18 protein-coding genes, 1 other RNA gene and 1 pseudogene are annotated in these 17,113 nt (G+C 36.2%); 10 read left to right on the top strand and 10 right to left on the bottom strand.

The genetic code is table 11. The features are described from left to right. Positions 1-77 precede the first annotated feature (77 nt). The 3 genes from ACWPKD_RS02220 to ACWPKD_RS02210 all read left to right on the top strand — a co-directional run bounded on the left by ACWPKD_RS02220 (position 78) and on the right by ACWPKD_RS02210 (position 2,923). Entirely contained in the window at positions 78-1,481 is a 1,404-nt protein-coding gene (locus ACWPKD_RS02220; RefSeq protein ID WP_455411044.1) for an arginine decarboxylase, read from the top strand. Positions 1,482-1,508: 27 nt separating this feature from the next. Beyond that, positions 1,509-2,483 (top strand): deoxyhypusine synthase family protein, encoded by a 975-nt coding sequence (locus ACWPKD_RS02215; protein WP_455411043.1) that lies wholly within the window; start codon positions 1,509-1,511, stop codon positions 2,481-2,483. An 86-nt stretch (positions 2,484-2,569) separates the two neighbouring features. Then, positions 2,570-2,923 (top strand): DNA primase, encoded by a 354-nt coding sequence (locus ACWPKD_RS02210; protein ID WP_455411042.1) that lies wholly within the window; start codon positions 2,570-2,572, stop codon positions 2,921-2,923. A gap of 32 nt (positions 2,924-2,955) precedes the next feature. Here the strand turns inward: ACWPKD_RS02210 and ACWPKD_RS02205 are convergent, their stop codons facing one another. From ACWPKD_RS02205 to ACWPKD_RS02195, 3 genes are all read right to left on the bottom strand, one after another. Continuing rightward, a complete protein-coding gene (locus ACWPKD_RS02205) occupies positions 2,956-3,483 on the bottom strand; it encodes a DinB family protein (RefSeq protein ID WP_455411041.1) in 528 nt (175 codons plus the stop codon). A 74-nt stretch (positions 3,484-3,557) separates the two neighbouring features. Further along, positions 3,558-4,037 (bottom strand): Lrp/AsnC family transcriptional regulator, encoded by a 480-nt coding sequence (locus tag ACWPKD_RS02200; RefSeq protein ID WP_136401578.1) that lies wholly within the window; start codon positions 4,035-4,037, stop codon positions 3,558-3,560. Positions 4,038-4,121: 84 nt separating this feature from the next. Beyond that, positions 4,122-5,276 (bottom strand): M14 family metallopeptidase, encoded by a 1,155-nt coding sequence (locus ACWPKD_RS02195; RefSeq protein ID WP_455411040.1) that lies wholly within the window; start codon positions 5,274-5,276, stop codon positions 4,122-4,124. A gap of 314 nt (positions 5,277-5,590) precedes the next feature. Here ACWPKD_RS02195 and ACWPKD_RS02190 point away from each other — a divergent pair, with 314 nt between their 5' ends. Further along, positions 5,591-6,076 carry a helix-turn-helix domain-containing protein gene (locus ACWPKD_RS02190; RefSeq protein WP_455411039.1) on the top strand — a complete coding sequence of 162 codons (486 nt, stop codon included), beginning with the start codon at positions 5,591-5,593 and terminating at the stop codon, positions 6,074-6,076. On the opposite strand, the gene ACWPKD_RS02185 is transcribed toward ACWPKD_RS02190, so the two are convergent. Continuing rightward, positions 6,077-6,634 (bottom strand): 1-acyl-sn-glycerol-3-phosphate acyltransferase, encoded by a 558-nt coding sequence (locus ACWPKD_RS02185; RefSeq protein WP_455411038.1) that lies wholly within the window; start codon positions 6,632-6,634, stop codon positions 6,077-6,079. It lies immediately after the preceding gene. Between the two features lie 58 nt (positions 6,635-6,692). Here ACWPKD_RS02185 and ACWPKD_RS02180 point away from each other — a divergent pair, with 58 nt between their 5' ends. Then, positions 6,693-7,355 (top strand): spermidine synthase, encoded by a 663-nt coding sequence (locus tag ACWPKD_RS02180; protein ID WP_455411037.1) that lies wholly within the window; start codon positions 6,693-6,695, stop codon positions 7,353-7,355. Here ACWPKD_RS02180 and ACWPKD_RS02175 read toward each other — a convergent pair whose 3' ends face one another. Genes ACWPKD_RS02175 through ACWPKD_RS02160 form a run of 4 tightly spaced genes read right to left on the bottom strand, consistent with a single transcriptional unit; the run spans position 7,356 to position 10,457 of the window. Continuing rightward, complete coding sequence (locus ACWPKD_RS02175; RefSeq protein ID WP_455411036.1) at positions 7,356-7,880, bottom strand: GNAT family N-acetyltransferase; 525 nt, start codon at positions 7,878-7,880, stop codon at positions 7,356-7,358. It lies immediately after the preceding gene. A 2-nt stretch (positions 7,881-7,882) separates the two neighbouring features. Further along, the gene (gene kdsB, locus ACWPKD_RS02170) at positions 7,883-8,608 is read right to left on the bottom strand and encodes a 3-deoxy-manno-octulosonate cytidylyltransferase (protein ID WP_455411035.1); all 726 of its coding nucleotides are present in this window, start codon (positions 8,606-8,608) and stop codon (positions 7,883-7,885) included. Positions 8,609-8,642: 34 nt separating this feature from the next. Next, complete coding sequence (locus ACWPKD_RS02165) at positions 8,643-9,017, bottom strand: hypothetical protein (protein WP_455411034.1); 375 nt, start codon at positions 9,015-9,017, stop codon at positions 8,643-8,645. 18 nt (positions 9,018-9,035) lie between these two features. Then, a complete protein-coding gene (locus ACWPKD_RS02160) occupies positions 9,036-10,457 on the bottom strand; it encodes an ATP-dependent DNA helicase (protein WP_455411033.1) in 1,422 nt (473 codons plus the stop codon). Positions 10,458-10,604: 147 nt separating this feature from the next. Here ACWPKD_RS02160 and ACWPKD_RS02155 point away from each other — a divergent pair, with 147 nt between their 5' ends. After that, the gene (locus tag ACWPKD_RS02155; RefSeq protein WP_455411032.1) at positions 10,605-11,411 is read left to right on the top strand and encodes a DUF3822 family protein; all 807 of its coding nucleotides are present in this window, start codon (positions 10,605-10,607) and stop codon (positions 11,409-11,411) included. Continuing rightward, positions 11,408-11,998 carry a 16S rRNA (guanine(966)-N(2))-methyltransferase RsmD gene (gene rsmD, locus ACWPKD_RS02150; RefSeq protein ID WP_455411031.1) on the top strand — a complete coding sequence of 197 codons (591 nt, stop codon included), beginning with the start codon at positions 11,408-11,410 and terminating at the stop codon, positions 11,996-11,998. Before ACWPKD_RS02155 ends, rsmD begins: the two co-directional genes overlap by 4 nt. Here the strand turns inward: rsmD and ACWPKD_RS02145 are convergent, their stop codons facing one another. Next, positions 11,999-14,098, bottom strand: a complete 2,100-nt coding sequence (locus ACWPKD_RS02145; protein ID WP_455411030.1) for a TonB-dependent receptor domain-containing protein — start codon at positions 14,096-14,098, stop codon at positions 11,999-12,001. A 126-nt stretch (positions 14,099-14,224) separates the two neighbouring features. Between ACWPKD_RS02145 and ACWPKD_RS02140 the strand changes: the two genes are divergently transcribed. Further along, on the top strand, positions 14,225-15,586 hold the full coding sequence (locus ACWPKD_RS02140) for a sensor histidine kinase (RefSeq protein ID WP_455411029.1): 1,362 nt from the start codon (positions 14,225-14,227) through the stop codon (positions 15,584-15,586). Between the two features lie 3 nt (positions 15,587-15,589). Continuing rightward, positions 15,590-16,195, top strand: a pseudogene (locus ACWPKD_RS02135) (response regulator transcription factor); the annotation flags it as partial. A gap of 74 nt (positions 16,196-16,269) precedes the next feature. Here ACWPKD_RS02135 and rnpB read toward each other — a convergent pair. After that, positions 16,270-16,597: RNase P RNA component class A (gene rnpB, locus ACWPKD_RS02130), an RNA gene on the bottom strand. Positions 16,598-16,720: 123 nt separating this feature from the next. On the opposite strand from rnpB, the gene ACWPKD_RS02125 reads away from it, so the two are divergent. After that, complete coding sequence (locus ACWPKD_RS02125; protein WP_455411028.1) at positions 16,721-17,023, top strand: hypothetical protein; 303 nt, start codon at positions 16,721-16,723, stop codon at positions 17,021-17,023. The last annotated feature ends 90 nt before the right edge of the window (positions 17,024-17,113 follow it).

Raw genomic sequence — 17,113 nt, 5'->3', positions numbered from 1 at the left:
CTAATTTAAGAGTTTGAAAATCAGTCGTTTTAGGAAATATTTTATTACATTTATAATCTTATACAACTGATATTCAGATGAACACCAAGTATTACGACTTAATCAATCAGACTTTTTATTTTCCACAAGAGGAATTCACATTAAATAAAGACAACCTTCAATTTCACGGTATCGACCTGATGAAATTGGTTGAACAATACGGTACACCATTAAAATTCACTTACCTTCCTAAAATTTCCCAAAACATCAACAAAGCCAAAATGTGGTTTAGAAATGCGATGGAAAGACACGGTTATGAAGCGAAATACTTTTACTGTTACTGTACCAAAAGTTCTCATTTTGAATTCATTTTAAATGAAGCTTTAAAAAACAACATCCACATTGAAACGTCTTCTGCTTTTGACATTGATATTGTTGAACGTTTAATGGAAGATGGTAAAATCAACAAAAACACCTTTGTGGTTTGTAACGGTTTCAAACGCGATCAGTATGTTACCAACATTGCCCGTTTAATTAACAACGGTCACAAAAACACCATTCCTGTTATCGACAATTTCGAAGAATTGGATTTATTACAGGAGCAAATCGATGGTAAATTCAAAATAGGAATCCGTATCGCTGCTGAAGAAGAGCCTAAATTCGAATTCTATACTTCCCGTCTTGGAATCGGTTATAAAGACATCGTTCCTTTCTACCGTAAACAAATCCAGGACAACAAAAAAGTGGAACTTAAAATGCTTCACTTCTTTATCAATGCCGGTATCCGTGATACTGCCTACTACTGGAATGAGTTATTGAAGTGTATGAAAGTGTACATCGCTTTGAAAAAAGAATGTCCTTCCTTAGACAGTTTGAATATCGGTGGTGGTTTCCCAATCAAAAATTCATTGGCTTTTGATTACGATTACCAATATATGGTTGATGAAATCCTGAACCAGATCAAAATTGCCTGCGACGAAGCAGAAGTTCCGGTTCCGCATATTTTCACTGAATTCGGATCTTTTACCGTTGGAGAATCAGGCGGTGCTTTGTATCAGGTTTTATATCAGAAGAAACAAAATGACCGTGAGAACTGGAACATGATCGATTCTTCGTTCATCACTACCCTTCCGGACACTTGGGCGATCAACAAACGCTTTGTAATGCTTGCTGTCAACCGCTGGAACGATACCTACGAACGTGTGCTTTTAGGCGGACTAACCTGTGACGGAGACGATTACTACAACTCCGAGCAGCACATGAATGCTGTTTACCTACCGAAATACAACAAGGAGAAGCCTTTATACATCGGATTTTTCAACACCGGAGCCTATCAGGAAACCATTGGAGGATTTGGCGGATTACACCACTGTATCTTACCACAACCGAAACACATCCTGATCGACAAAGACAAAAACGGGATTTTTGCCACCGAAGTTTTCTCGGAACAGCAAAAAGCCGAGGAAGTTTTAGAGATTTTAGGATACAACAAAAAGAAATAATTCAATAATTACATAAAGAAACACATAATGAGTAAAGGACCTATCAGTCAGTTTATTGAGAAACATTATCTTCACTTCAATGCAGCAGCACTTGTGGATGCAGCAAAAGGTTACGAAGAACATTTGTTAGATAACGGTAAAATGATGATTACCCTTGCCGGGGCCATGAGTACTGCCGAGCTTGGAAAATCGTTAGCCGAAATGATTCGTCAGGACAAAGTTCACATCATCTCTTGTACAGGTGCCAACCTTGAAGAAGATATCATGAACCTTGTCGCTCACAATTCTTATAAAAGAGTACCCAACTACCGCGATTTAAGCCCGCAGGAAGAATGGGATTTACTTGAAAACCACTACAACCGTGTAACCGACACTTGTATTCCTGAAGAAGAAGCATTTCGTCGTTTACAACAACATTTATTTGATATCTGGAACAATGCTGATTCTAAAGGGGAAAGATATTTTCCACATGAATTCATGTACCAAATGATCAATTCAGGAGTATTAAAACAATACTACGAAATCGACCCTAAAGATTCATGGATGGTGGCAGCAGCTGAGAAAAACTTACCAATTGTAGTTCCGGGATGGGAAGACAGTACTATGGGTAACATTTTCGCTTCTTACTGCATTAAAGGTGAATTCAAAGCTACGACCATGAAAAGTGGTGTGGAATACATGATGTGGTTAGCAGACTGGTACACTAAAAACTGTGAAGGCAAAGGAGTTGGATTCTTCCAGATCGGTGGAGGTATCGCCGGAGACTTCCCTATTTGCGTAGTTCCGATGTTATATCAGGATATGGAAATGCACGATGTTCCGTTCTGGAGCTATTTCTGCCAGATTTCCGATTCTACTACAAGTTACGGTTCCTATTCGGGAGCAGTGCCTAATGAAAAAATCACTTGGGGTAAATTAGATATCACAACTCCGAAGTTTATTGTGGAATCTGATGCAACAATCGTGGCTCCGCTTATTTTTGCTTACCTTTTAGACTGGTAATTTTTTTTAAAAAAAAATTGAATTTTATTTGAAAATAAGATTTAGGATATTACATTTGACCATACACAAAGATTAAAGCACAACGAATGAAAAGAGTAATTGTAGATTACGCTAAATTGACGAATGAGATCTTAACCCTTCTGGTTGAGAAGTTTCCTGACGGATATGATGATTCCGACGTTATCCGTTTTAAAAACGCTAAGAATGAAACAATTGAAGCTGTGGAAGTACGCACAGAAGACACCATTTACCTGGTAAAAGTAAGTACTAAATTAGCGGATAGAATTGAAAACTATGACGAGGACGATGAAGATATCGACGGAAGCGAAGATTCATTAGACGCATTGAAAGAGTTGGATATCGAAGATGATAACTCTGATGATGAAGAGGAAGAACCAAAAGACGAACCTACTGACGAAGATGATTCCGATGAGGATTAAATAAAAAAAGGAACTCAAACGAGTTCCTTTTTTTATTCCATATAGCGCTGTTTAAAAACACGCATGTGATGGTTCTGATGTCCTATAATTATAAACCCTACCGCTCTTACCGACATTTCTCTTTCGGAAGCAATTCCGCTTTTCAGAAAATCTTCCGGCGTAAAGCTCTTAAAAAGAGTAATCGTTGCATGACGCACTGCAGATAATTCCGTAAGTAAATCTTTCAGATGCCTTTTATTGGCTACCGGATTTACAGCTGCAGCAAATTCATTTTCATCATACCCGGGCAATTCCGTTTTGTCATTTCTGGAAAAGCGTAGCGCCCTATAACTGAAAACACGCTCTGCATCAATAATATGCTGAATTATTTCTTTAATGGTCCATTTTCCTTCCGCGTAGCGGTAATCGAATTTGTCCATCGGTATATCCTGAATAAAATGGATGGTATTATAAAGACTGATCTCGAGTTCATCCAAAAGATTGATGTTTTCTTCTAGAGCATCAATATAAGGCTGATAAAATGGTGCATATTCGGTAATTTGCAATTCTGTAGGTTTCATGATTTATTTTTTGATTAACGAAATAAATATAAATAAAAAACCCGAAGCTTTCACTTCGGGTCTCTTTAACTTGATTACATATCCTTGAAAATCGTGTGCATCAAACGTTTTTTGTCGTTGATACTCTCTTCCAAAGAAATCATGGTTTCTGTTCTGTAAACACCATCAATATCGTCAATCATAAAGATAACTTCCTTAGCGTGTTTGGTATCTTTAGCTCTGATCTTACAGAAAATATTGAATTTTCCTGTTGTAACGTGAGCTACAGTTACGAATGGAATTTCATTAATACGCTCCAAAACAAATTTAGTCTGTGAAGTATTATGAAGAAAAACACCAACATAAGCAATAAATGAATAGCCTAATTTTTCATAGTCTAATGTCAAAGACGAACCTTGGATAATCCCTGCATCTTCCATTTTTTTAACACGAACGTGAACGGTACCGGCAGAAATCAGTAATTTTTTAGCAATATCGGTAAAAGGAACTCTTGTGTTATCAATCAGCATATCTAAAATCTGATGATCTACTTCATCCAAACGAAACTTACTCATACTATTAATTTATCTGTTATTTGTTTTAAAAGTTTAAATTTAAGAATAAAAAATTACTTATTTGTCAACAAAATAATTAATTTTCTATTTTTTCATCAATCCATTAACAATTTTATTGTCATTACCTACGGTAAAATCAGCTTTTGAATCAATTTTCGGTATTTTACCTTCTTGATTTTCAAACAATTGTCCTTGAAAATTATAAGTATAATGTCCGAAGTTATCTTCTAAACCGTCTAACTGTCTAATTGTTGCTTTAAAAACAATTGCTTCATTTTCAAGTTCTTCGCTGTAATGGGCTGCAAAATTAATACTTTTTTCATAACCGTCAAGCATTATCTTGACATTTTTATAAATAAAATCAAAAAATATGGCCTTATTTTGAGGAATCCTAAAATAATCACTGGTTTTATTGATAAGAATTTCATTTTCCTGAATTACCCGTAAGCCCTCCATATAGGAAATAAAGATCATTTTTCTGGTTATCTCCCTGTCGTAGTCGTCTTTATAATGTCCAGCTTCAAACAAAATGGTTGGTGTCCCCAATGACTGAAACATATCCCCTATACAATTAATATTAAAGGAATCATCAAATCTCCCCACCTGTTCCGGAATATAGATCTGAAGTTCCTTATTCATTGCCGCAATCACATTAATAGCTTTCTGACGCGACTCATCAACAGAACGTTCTTCATTAAAAGAAGGTGCTAAAAAAGAGACTGTAGCAGGATTATTGGTTTGGCCTGCTGCAAAAATAGTGCGCTGATCATGTAGATTAAAGCAGAAATCCGGTTGGAATTCCTCATACAAGTCCCTAAGGATGCAGCTTTCAGGTTGCGACAAATCAACAGAATCCCTGTTTAGGTCCACTTCATTGGCATTAACTCTAGTATAAGCCTCAGCTCCATCAGGATTTAGAATCGGGATACATAATAAGGTGCAACTTTCCTTTAACCGAATGGCGAAATCATCATCGCTTTTCAGAAAATTAAACAAGTCAAACAATGCTTTTGTACAAGTGCTTTCGTTACCGTGCATTTGTGACCACATGTAAATTTTAGTTTTTCCGGAACCTATCTTAACCGAATAAATAGGTTTCCCTTTGACCGATTTACCGATTTCGGCAACTTTAAAATCTCTCTTCAATTCTTCCAAAAGAGGTTCGATATGTTTATTGGTAATGTATCTGCCAAATAAATTTGTTTGCTTGTACGCTTCGAAAAATGATTGGTAATTCATGTTATGTAGTTTCTATTTACAAAAGTAAACATCTTATTTTTTACAATTGTAACCATCTTGAATTATCACATAATTTACTAATGTAAACAAGTTTGTATTCAATTCATTATCCTTTGTACTCACCATTGTAAACAATAAGCCTTTAGTTAATTATGAAATTTTAATAGTTTATTAATCAATATATTAGATTGTATTATATAACCTTATTATTTAATAATTTTAAGCTGTTTACAATTGTTTTTTATGGTTTATTTGGCTGTAACCTTTCTTTTGTTTACATTTGTAATTGATAATTTAAAATCATTTAATTTACAATGTTAAACCTGGACGATTTCATTAAAAGACTGGAGAATATCTTTGAATATTATGGTCTGTCTGCCTCTTCTTTTGCAGATAAAATTGGAGTGCAGCGCTCCAGTATGTCTCACCTACTTTCAGGAAGAAACAAACCAAGTTTGGATTTTATCATGAAAATTGTTGAAGTTTTCCCCGAAGTAGATTTGTATTGGATTTTAAATGGAAGCGGAAATTTTCCCAAAGGAAATGCATCGGAAAATATTCCGGAAAAAGCACAACCCACTACTCTATTTTCAGAACCGATTGCTCCATCTGAAAAAACAGAAATAGCATCTGAAGTATTTGAAACAAAAAATGAAGCGCAAAAAAATCGCGTAAATGAAATTCCAGAAGAAATTTTTTCAAATACGCGAAATTTTGAAAATATAAAAAACGATTCCGAAATCGACCGGATTGTGGTCTTTTATAAAAACGGAACCTTCAAAAATTACATTCCGGAATAATCAGTCTTTCGGAACAAAACTGTTTTGAGGAACTTTGCCCGTTACTCCTTTGAAGTTTTGTTCGAGATTTTTAAAATCCTCCTCTTTATTACCCGTTGGATAATACGGTTCCGAAATAACAACCGTTCTTTTACCGTAATCAAAAGCCACAGGGATAATCGGCACATTTGCTTTTAAAGCGATATAATAGAACCCGGTTTTCCATTCAGTTACTTTTTTACGTGTTCCTTCCGGAGCGATTGCCAGACGAAAAACTTCATTGGTCTGAAACACTTTTGCAATGGCATCTACCTTATTTTCATTCTTTTGTCTGTTTAAAGGCTCACCTCCCATCCATCGGAAATAAGCGCCGAACGGAAATCGGAACAATTCTTTCTTCGCTACAAAATTTATCGCAATTCCGAGAATTCCCCTGGTAAAAAGCCCAATATTGAAATCGTGCCAGCTTGTATGCGGAACCACAATGATCACGCATTTTTTGACCTCCGGCGAAATCGTACCGTTAATCTTCCAACCCATGATTTTGAAGAATATAAACTTGTAAAGAATTTGTTTCATTATGAAAAGTTTGGTTCAAAAATAACATTATATTTACGAATAGAAAATGTAACAATTGATGATTAAAAAGATTCTCAGTTATTTCATCCCTATTAACATCCATAAAAAGAATTCCGAAATCAACAAAAGCCTTGAAGTGACCTGGGCTAATGGTCAATTAGTGCTCGATTCCAAAAACACGAATTACTCCTATGGAAGTTTACAGCGAATACTGCGTAAAGGATTACATTACATAGGTTTTGAACGTATTCGTGGTTTTGAAAACGTCTTGGTTTTAGGTGTTGCCGGCGGAAGTGTCATCAAAACATTGGTGGATGAAATTAAATTTTCCGGAAAAATTACCGGCGTGGAATTAGACGCGAGAGTCATTGAAATTGCCAATCAATACTTCGGATTAGATCAGATTCCAAATCTGGAAATCGTGATTGACGATGCTTTTGAATATGTATTGAAAACCAAAGAAAAATACGATTTAATCATCATTGATATTTTTCAGGATACCAAAATGCCAAACTTTCTCTTTGAAGATTTCTTTATAAACAGAATTAACTTTTTACTTAAAGTAAACGGTTTTATCTTATTTAATACGATGACTTTAAATGAGAAACAAAAGCAGCGAAACGAAGCCTACCGAAGTCGGTTTTCAGAAGAATATTCCGTGAGAATGTACCCGAAAGTCGAGTTTCACAATGAACTGTTTACCATCAAAAAACTGAAGTGATTACAGCGGGAGACGAAACCCGAACACTTCCAACTCGCCTTGTGAAAAATCCAAATCTTGTGAACGTTTAAAACCGATGGCTTCATACATTTTCCAGGCTGGTTTCATAGCATTGGTGGTGTGGATTATCATTTGTGGCAATTGCTGATTTTTAGCTTTTTCAATACAGGCCAAAGTCAATAGTTTGCCAACTCCTTTTCCTCTCTGAGTGTCATCGACGGCTAAAAGTCTGAAACCGGCCGCGTTTTTTTCCTGTGGCGCAGTGCCTCCAGAGCCGTAATATTGCATATTGCCAAAATACACGACTGCTCCCACAATTATATTTTCAGAGGAAACGGCTACTAAAATTTCAGTGTCCGGCTTGTTTGTGAGTTGCCCTACATTGGCCAGCAGGTCAAAATATCTCGGATGTACATGTGGTTTAGGAAAACCGTCTAACGCGCTGTAGACCTTAACCATCAATGCTCCAATGGATTGAAATTCTTCCGGTTGGGCATTTCGAATGTTAAATTCTGATTGGCTCATACTTACAACAATTTACGTGCTTTTTCCAAATCTTCCAGCGTATCAATTCCGATGCTCCCGTGATCGGTTTCAACCATTCGGATTCGTTTACCGTATTCTAAATAACGAAGTTGTTCAAGTTTTTCGGAAGCTTCCAACGACAACATCGGCAAACGGTAAAAATCCATTAACGCTTCTTTTCTGAAGGCATAAATCCCGATATGCTTCATATAGCGAACACCCACATTTTCTTCTCTCGGATAAGGAATAACCGAACGCGAAAAATACAGTGCAAATCCCTGTTGATCCACTATAACCTTAACATTGTTAGGATTTTCAACCTCAGATTTCTCTTTGATTTCAAACATTAAGGAAGCCAAATCGACTTTCTTATCGGTATCATTTCTGAAAATTTCAATCACCTGCTCCAACGGCTTTTTGTTGATGAAAGGCTCATCACCCTGTACATTGATTACCACATCAACGTCCATGTTCTCAACCGCTTCCGCAATTCTGTCGCTGCCGGATTCATGCTCTTTGATACTCATGATGGCTTTTCCTCCGTTGGAAATGATTTCATCATAAATCAAATCGGAATCGGTTACCACAAAAACGTCTTCAAACAATTTTGTGTTGATGGCAGCTTCATAGGTTCTTAAGATTACGGTTTTTCCTCCTAAATCCTGCATCAGTTTAGCAGGAAAACGTGTCGAGGCATAACGTGCGGGTATTACGGCGATTATTTTCATTTTTTGATGATGAGTTGTAAAGTGGCTAAGGTACTTAGTTTTTGAAAATTAATTTTGTTGAAGGTTCTTTTTTTAGTTTAAACGCGTCTGCTAAACCAAAACTAATATATGTTTGATTAGGTTCAAACTGATAAACTTCGATTACATTATTATCATAATTCATGATATGCTTCAAACAATCTCCTTCCTGTAAAAAAATCTCATCTTCTAACATCTCGATAAAACCAACTTCTTTACCGTCAATTATGACAAAATACTCATCCGAAGCATCAATTTTATTGTAAAGCTCAAGAAAATCTCCATAACGATCTTCAATAGCCATCATCTTTAAACCATAGAAAATGACTCCAAAAATGAACAATACAACACCTATTAAAAAAACAAGGAATATTTTAAGCTTTTTACTCATATATAATTTTACTAATCACTAATCCCCAAAATATTCATCCTGAAAACCAATCAGATACAATTTATCTTTGGCTCGCGTTACCGCCGTATACAACCAACGGATATAATCCCTGTCAATTCCGTCCGGCAAATACGGCTGTTCAATAAAAACGGTATTCCATTGTCCTCCCTGAGATTTATGACAGGTTATCGCATACGAGAATTTTACCTGCAAAGCATTGAAGTATTCGTTGTTTTTTACTTTCTGAAAACGTCGGTATTGACTGGTTTCGTCTTCGTAATCTTTCATAACTTCTTGATACAGTTGGTTGTTCTGATCATAAGTTAACGACGGAGATTCACTCATAACCGTATCCAGAATCAGAATGGTTTCCAAAGGAATCTGGTTCGGATAATCGATCATTCTGATTTTCACTTTGGCGAATTTGAAACCGTACAATTCCACAATTTTAAAAATCTCAAGAATTTCAATGATATCGCCGTTTGCGATAAAACCGGCTTCGTCACTGTCTTTAAGCCAGAAATAATTATTCTTCACCACCATCATGAAATCACCGGGAGAAAGCTCACTTTCTTTATCCAGAATTCGCAATCGGATTTGCTGATTGTACTGATTGGCTCTTTTATTGGAACGCACGATAAACGCCGTATCTTCAATGGAATAGTTGGAATATGCTGCATGAATTGCATCCTGAATATCATAGCCGTCGGTCAATCGGACAATATCTTTAAAACCGCGCAGCTGAAACTGAAAGGTGTCTATAAAGTGGGATTTCAGAATCTCCCGTAATTCCGTTGCATTGAACAAAATTCCAGATTTTTCTTCCTGACGCATTACTTCATCCAACTCAATATGAGGCACTTCCATATTGTAATTCATGGAAAGCTTATCCATATCAAGCGCGGGGCTAACATCCATCCCAACCGGTGGCAACTGAGCAGTATCACCAACCAAAATCATTTTACAATTATGACCGGAATAGATGTACATAATCAAATCGTCGAGCAGTGAACCATTCTCGTACATGCTTGATTCTGAAGGTGAATCGGAAATCATCGAGGCTTCATCGATTATGAAAATCGTATTCTTGAATTTATTGACCTGCATGGTGAAACTTACACCCCCACTGCCTTTTTTCGGAAAATAAATTCGTTTATGAATAGTATGCGCCGGTTTTTCGGAATAATTGGCCATTACTTTTGCCGCACGTCCGGTTGGCGCCAGTAAAACATATTTTTTGTTGATGTCTTTCAGATGTTCAACTATCGTGGAAATCACGGTCGTTTTCCCGGTTCCGGCATATCCTTTTAAGAGGAAAATTTCGTCCTGATTCTCATTACTCACGAAATCAGCTACTTTCTGAAAAAAAATATCCTGCTTGAGCGTTGGCTGAAAAGGAAAATTATTCCGGAGTGTATTGTAGAATTTTGCTGGAATCATGGTAGTTTTTAGTTCATACCTGACAGGTTTTAAAAACCTGTCAGGTGTAGCGAATGGGTTTCAAAGATACTGATGAAATTTGAGCATATTCCGTTACACTAGGAAAAAAAATGTAAATTTGTCCGGCTTATCAATCGTAGCACTTTCATGTCAGACACTTCAATAGTATCCAAAAATTATAAAAAACTATCCCTTCAGGTTGCCTTGAACGGGCTTTCGTTTTGTGTATTCGATACTTTAAACCAAAGTGTAAAAGAGCTTCAGCAAGTAAAATTCAATCACACGCAGTCGCTGGAAGATCAGTTATGGCGCACCTTTGTGGATTATCCACTGCTTACCCGAACTTATGATGAAATCATGGTTTTGCATGATAACAACCTGAGTACATTTGTTCCGAAATCGTTGTTTGACGAAAGTTCAATGGCGAGTTATCTGCAGTACAACACGAAAGTTTTTGAATCCGATTTCTTCTCTTTTGACGAAATTGATACTTACGATATGAACAATGTTCACGTGCCTTATGTAAATGTGAACAACTTCCTTATCGACCAGTTTGGGAGTTTCGATTACAAAAACGTTAATTCGGTATTAGTGACCCGATTGCTTGATTTATCAAAGAATAAAATTGACAAACAGGTTTATGTTCATTTACAGGATTCGCATTTTGAAATCGTAGTAACCAATCAGTCAAAATTACTGTTATATAACTCTTTCGAATACAAAACACCAGAGGATTTCGCCTATTATCTGTTGTTTACTTTAGAACAATTGCAGTTAAATCCGGAAACCATCCAGGTTAGTTTTCTGGGTAAAATTAAGGAAGACGATGCCTGTTTCGAAATTGCTTACCGTTATATCCGCAACATTTCATTGCTTGATGTTTCGGATTTAGCCTTCCGTTTATCCATTAAAAAAGAAGACGCACTTCATTATTTCACGCTTTTACATTCATGAGAATAATTTCCGGTAAATATAAAGGAAGAAGGATTAGCCCACCCGGCAACCTTCCTGTACGCCCGACGACAGACATGTCCAAGGAAGCTTTGTTTAATATTCTGAACAACCATTTCAATTTCAGCGAATTACGTATTTTGGATTTGTTCGCCGGAACCGGAAACATCAGTTATGAATTTGCCTCACGCGGTGCCGAACCGATTATTTCCGTGGATGGTGATTTCGGTTGTGTTAGCTTCATCAAAAAAACCGCAAAGGAATTCGATTTCGACATTACCCCAATCAAAAGTGATGTTTTCAAGTTTTTAGAGAAGAACAAAGCCAGTTACGACATTATTTTTGCCGATCCGCCGTATGGCATGGGACAAAAGGATTTTGAAAAAATCATTCAGTTAATCTTTGAAAATGAATTACTTGAAGAAGACGGCATGATGATTATCGAACATTCCAAACACACCAAACTGGACCATATGGAAAACTTTTCCTTTGACAGAAACTATGGTGGATCCGTATTCACTTTCTTTGAATTCCAAGGCAATGAAGAGGAAATCGATGAAGAGGCGGAAGACGATGAGTTTGACAGCTAACTATCGGATTCTGTTGGTATTTTCATCTATATTTCTCTCTTGAAATTCTGAATTTTTAATTTTTCCGAAAAAGTATTTTACTGATACTGAAATCATATGAGCATCAGTGAAATATTTCCCTTTTGTGCTTATCGAATTGGCGGTATAACTATCATAATATTTTAGTTTTTTAAAGATGTCATTATAACTCAGCGTACAGTCAAAATGCTTAAAAAAAGTTTTTGACAAGGCTAAATCGGTTGTAAACACTGCTTTATTTTGAAAAACACCTTCTCGTTGTCTGGTTAATCCCCATCCGGTTACCGCCAGCTCAATATCTTTAGGTAATTTAAACGAGTGGTTGGAATAGTAATACAAATACGGCTTAGAATCCTGCAGAACAGCAGATTGATCTTCAATTTTATTCCATGAAACACTCAGAACATTTGTTGTCGTCCAGGATTTATAGCTGAACGGCAAAGAGAATTCTACATTAAAACCCGATGCTTTTTCAAAATTTGCAGGTTTAAAAGTTAAAAGGTTCTGGGTTTCATCATAAGTGGCACTATAGTAAACCGGGTTTGTTTTTTTATTGTAACTGATGCTCAATGACTTATCTCTATACTGAAAATTCACCATCGCTTCATCAGTAATTGTCGGATCGAGGTTAATATTATTAGAAAAAACCAAATAAGGATTGATGTAACTGGAAATCTGACTGGTTGTTGAAAAATTAGGCCTTGAAATGCTTTTGGCATAATTAAATGTGACTGTTTTAGTACTGTCAATTGGGATTTCAAACTTTGCTTTAGGAAAGAAATTAGTATACTCTTTGTCGATTGGCAATCCGTCTCCAGCGCCGTATCTTCCTTTAACAACAGTGTTTTCAACCCTCAATCCTACTGTATATGTTAGTTTTTTAATGCTCCCGGACAATTGAGAATATCCCGAGCTGTTCTTCTCCTTATAAGTATATTTTGAAACTGTTGTGCTTTGAGGGTTTATGTTTTCAGCAAAGAAATCCGTATCCGCATTTGCCTGTAAGTAAAGTGTACCGAGTTCCAGTTTCATTTGGTTTTTGAAGGTTTTTTCAAAATCTGCCCTACCGGAAATTACTTCGATGGTAAACTCCTGATTTCTGTTTTGAACTACTTCAAATCCAGAATCGTTATAATTATCAGCAATTATACTCTTCGTTTTTTGATTGAAATTTGAATACTGAAGCCCGGTAAACACTACGCCATCAATACTTTTGATTTTATGGTTGTAATTTACAAATGCGTTATGGAAGCGTCTGTTTTCGTCATTTTCATTCGCAGTTTTAATATTATCTTCTGAATCCAGATCTTTGTTATAGGTTGTTGTTGTAATGTCAAATTTGTCTTTATGCGTTCTTGCATTGAAATTAAAGGAGAAATAATCGTCTTCATTTATTTTATAAAAAACACCGCCACCATAAACAAACTGAGGTCTTTTGGTAACCGCTTTAGTCAGGTAATTAGAAATAATTTCTTTATCGGGAATCATAAAATCATTGCCGTTACTTTCCCACATTTTAAGTTGATTGTAATTAAAATTGGCTTTATACTCCGTTTTTTTATTCTTAATACTTGAATTCACCCCGAAATAATTATTAAAGTACTTTTTGAAAGATGCAGTTTCAACGATATCCACTTTGAAACCTTCTTTTTTGGTTAATTTCCGGGTTATCAGAATTACGGCTCTTCCGTCGGCTTCGTATTTTGATGAAGGGTTGTTGATAATCTCAACCGACTTGATATCAGCGACATTCAATGTGTTCAAATCATTAATTTCAACCTTTTGGTTATCAATATAAACCAATGGGCTTCCTTTACCAATCACGGAAAGACTTTCTCTGTTTGGGCTGATTTGTATTTTAGGCAGTTTCGAAAGCAAGTCCAATGTATTGGGAACCGCATTGAAAATGGAATTGGCCACATCCAGTTTAATATTCCCGTTTTTGGTGACAAAGGTTTTAGGATTGACAGTAACGACAATTTCTTCCAGTGATTTTTCTTTATTTTCTTTATTTTCTTCTTGGGAATAAGCAAACGCTGTAATAAGGAATGTGCTTAACGTGAGAACTAATTGGCTTTTCATACTTAACAAATTTGAGTGCAAATATGATTTTGATTGGTCAAACGGAAAGTTAATTGTAGGTTAATGCGCGGTTAAAAAGAGTAATTACCTATAAAAAAGTTATTTTTGAACGTTGTAAAGAAACTGATGAAACAAAAAATAAATCTTTTAATTGGTATTTCGGCTTTCGTTCTGATTGCACTTTCAGCTATGCAGTTTTATTTGATTAAAACCACATACGAATACAAAGTAGCGCAGTTCCGATCAGAAGTAAAGGAGAAAATTGCAGCCATCACAAACGACTACAGTTCTGTTGATTCTACCCTTTTCAATAAAAAAGATTTACTTTATAAAAATCTGGCTCAGGACTATTTCAAAAATCCCAAAAGCAGAATGTCTATCAAGAAAAAACTTCTTGAAAATGACTTTGAAAGCCATCTAACCTCAAAGCTGAAAAAAGAATTTGAAAGAGAATTTTCAGAGCATGAACTGGATTTTGCTATCGTGGTAAATAAGTTTGTAGTTTATGAAAATGCTCGAAAAATTGACACCGTTTTTTCGGAAAAATCACAGATCAAGAACAAAATCTGCGGTAACTTAACCACGTTGGAAAACGCATTCACGGCCAGAACTTATGTAGGAACCACTAGCGGAACCATTGAAAAACTGCCTTATAAATTACTTACCGAAGACACTTTGTATGTGTCCGTAAAAAATTGGGAATTCATAATTTTAAAACGAATGGCCCTGTTGTTCGTTTTTGCGGTTGTTTCCATGACAATCCTGATTTCGCTCTTTGTGATAACGATCAGGGCTTTAATCAGGCAAAAAAAGATCAGTGATATTAAAACCGATTTCATCAACAACATAACACACGAACTGAAAACGCCATTGACGACACTTTCCGTTTCTACGAAAATCCTTGAACGAAAGGAAATTAAGGAAAATGAAACCGTTTATAATGACGTTTTAAATACTATCAATCGACAAAACATCCGTTTGCAGCATCTAATCGATCAGGTTTTGACGAATTCATTGGGTCATGAGGAAATTCAGCTCCAGAAAGAAGAAATCAATCCGACTGTTTTTCTGAAAACCATTGTGGATGATTTTAAAATAGCTTATCCGGCTGCGTACGTTAAAACGTGTTTTGCAACCGAAGATTTAGCATTGAAACTGGACAAATTCCATCTGACGACCGCCATTAATAATGTTCTGGAAAATGCCGTAAAATATGGCTGTCAGAACATATCGGTTTCGACTTCCTTTGAAAATAACTGCTTCAAAATCAATATTCAAGATGATGGCATTGGAATTCCAAAAGCGCAACAACTGCTTTTATTTGATAAGTTCTATCGTGTGGAAAACGGTAATATTCACAACACAAAAGGCTTAGGTTTAGGGCTTTATTATGTAGATCAGATTATAAAAGCGCATAAAGGTTCGGTTAAAGTAATCAGTGATTTAGGCAATGGCGCTTTGTTTACGATCAGTATTCCTTCTTTATAACATATGAAAAAGATTCTCCTTGCCGAAGATGATGCAGATTTCGCTTCTGTTTTAAAGCAATTTCTGGAACTCTACAACTACGATGTTTGCTGGGCTAAAGATGGTGAAGAAGCGTATTCACTATTCGGAAAAGAACCTTTTACGATTTGCATTTTAGATGTGATGATGCCCAAAATGGATGGTTTTACCCTGGCCGAAAAAATGATTGAACACAATCCTGGAATTCCATTCATTTTCCTGACAGCCAAGAAATTAAAAGAAGATATCCTTAAAGGTTTAAAGCTTGGTGCCGATGATTATATCGTGAAACCTTTTGAAGTGGACGAATTGATTTTAAGGTTAAATAATATCCTCAAGCGTTCTGAAAGAAGCAGTGTTTCAGATTCAATTTCAGATGAAATCAAAATCGGAAAATATATTTTTGACTGTAAAAGACTTGAACTCAAATCCGAAAATACCATTCAGCGCGTAACGGAAAAGGAAGCCGCTTTAATTGTCTTCTTTCATAAAAACAGTAATCAGCTTTTAAAAAGAGAAGATATTCTAAAAACCATTTGGGGAACCGATGACTATTTCTCCGGAAGAAGCATGGATGTTTATATCAGCAAGTTACGAAAGTACTTTGCGGATGACACCACCATTTCCATTGAAAGCATCCGAAATGTTGGTTTGGAATTCAAATTAAAAAATGCAGACCTGTAAGCCGGATTCTGTATCTCGTCTTTTGGGACGAGACCCTTATCATTTATCTAGTCTCGTTGTTACCAACGAGATCAAGCTGCCTACCCCTCAGCAACGGACGAGCCGCCCTTAACTGCTGATATACATGGCATTTCACCGCATAGAGTTTACCTGGTTTCACTACAGCATTACCTGTACATACTTTCTGTTGCACTTGTCCTCCCCTGATTGCTCAGAGTGACGGGCGTTACCCGCTATGCTGCCCTTTGGTGTCCGGACTTTCCTCCCTCTCGTCCCTAAAGACGAGAGAGCGATAAGGCGGTCTGCGGTGCAAACTTACAACAAATAACTTGCAACTGCGAATATTTGTAACCACACTTTAACAATTGTTTTAAGGGAAATCATCTGACAAAATCGTAAATTTATAGTGATTCATTAATTAAATCCGGAGTCATGATTCATAAGTATAATTATGCCAGTGTTTCCAATGCTTTACAGGAGTTAAAAGCGTTGGGTTTTGTTTATGATTTTAATATTCATGATGATGAGTTTAAAGACAATCCGCATAATTTTGAAATCGTTCACATTTATCGCTATGAAGGCGACTCCAACCCATCGGATGAAGCTACCGTGTACGGAATTATCTCAAAAACAGGTAAAAAAGGGGTTTATGTTTCCGGATTTTCAGCAAATTCAGAAAGTGAATCGGCAAGGTTTCTCATTGGATTGGAAATTAAAGGGAGAAAAGGGTTATAATTTTCAAATTACGAATTACGAATTACGAATTACGAATTACGAATTACGAATAACCAAATACACGAATCCCCGAATACACAATCAAACGTT

The organism is Flavobacterium pedocola, from assembly GCF_053764385.1.
The sequence above is the reverse complement of the archived record's forward strand: the minus strand, read 5'-3'. Positions and strand labels throughout refer to the sequence as shown.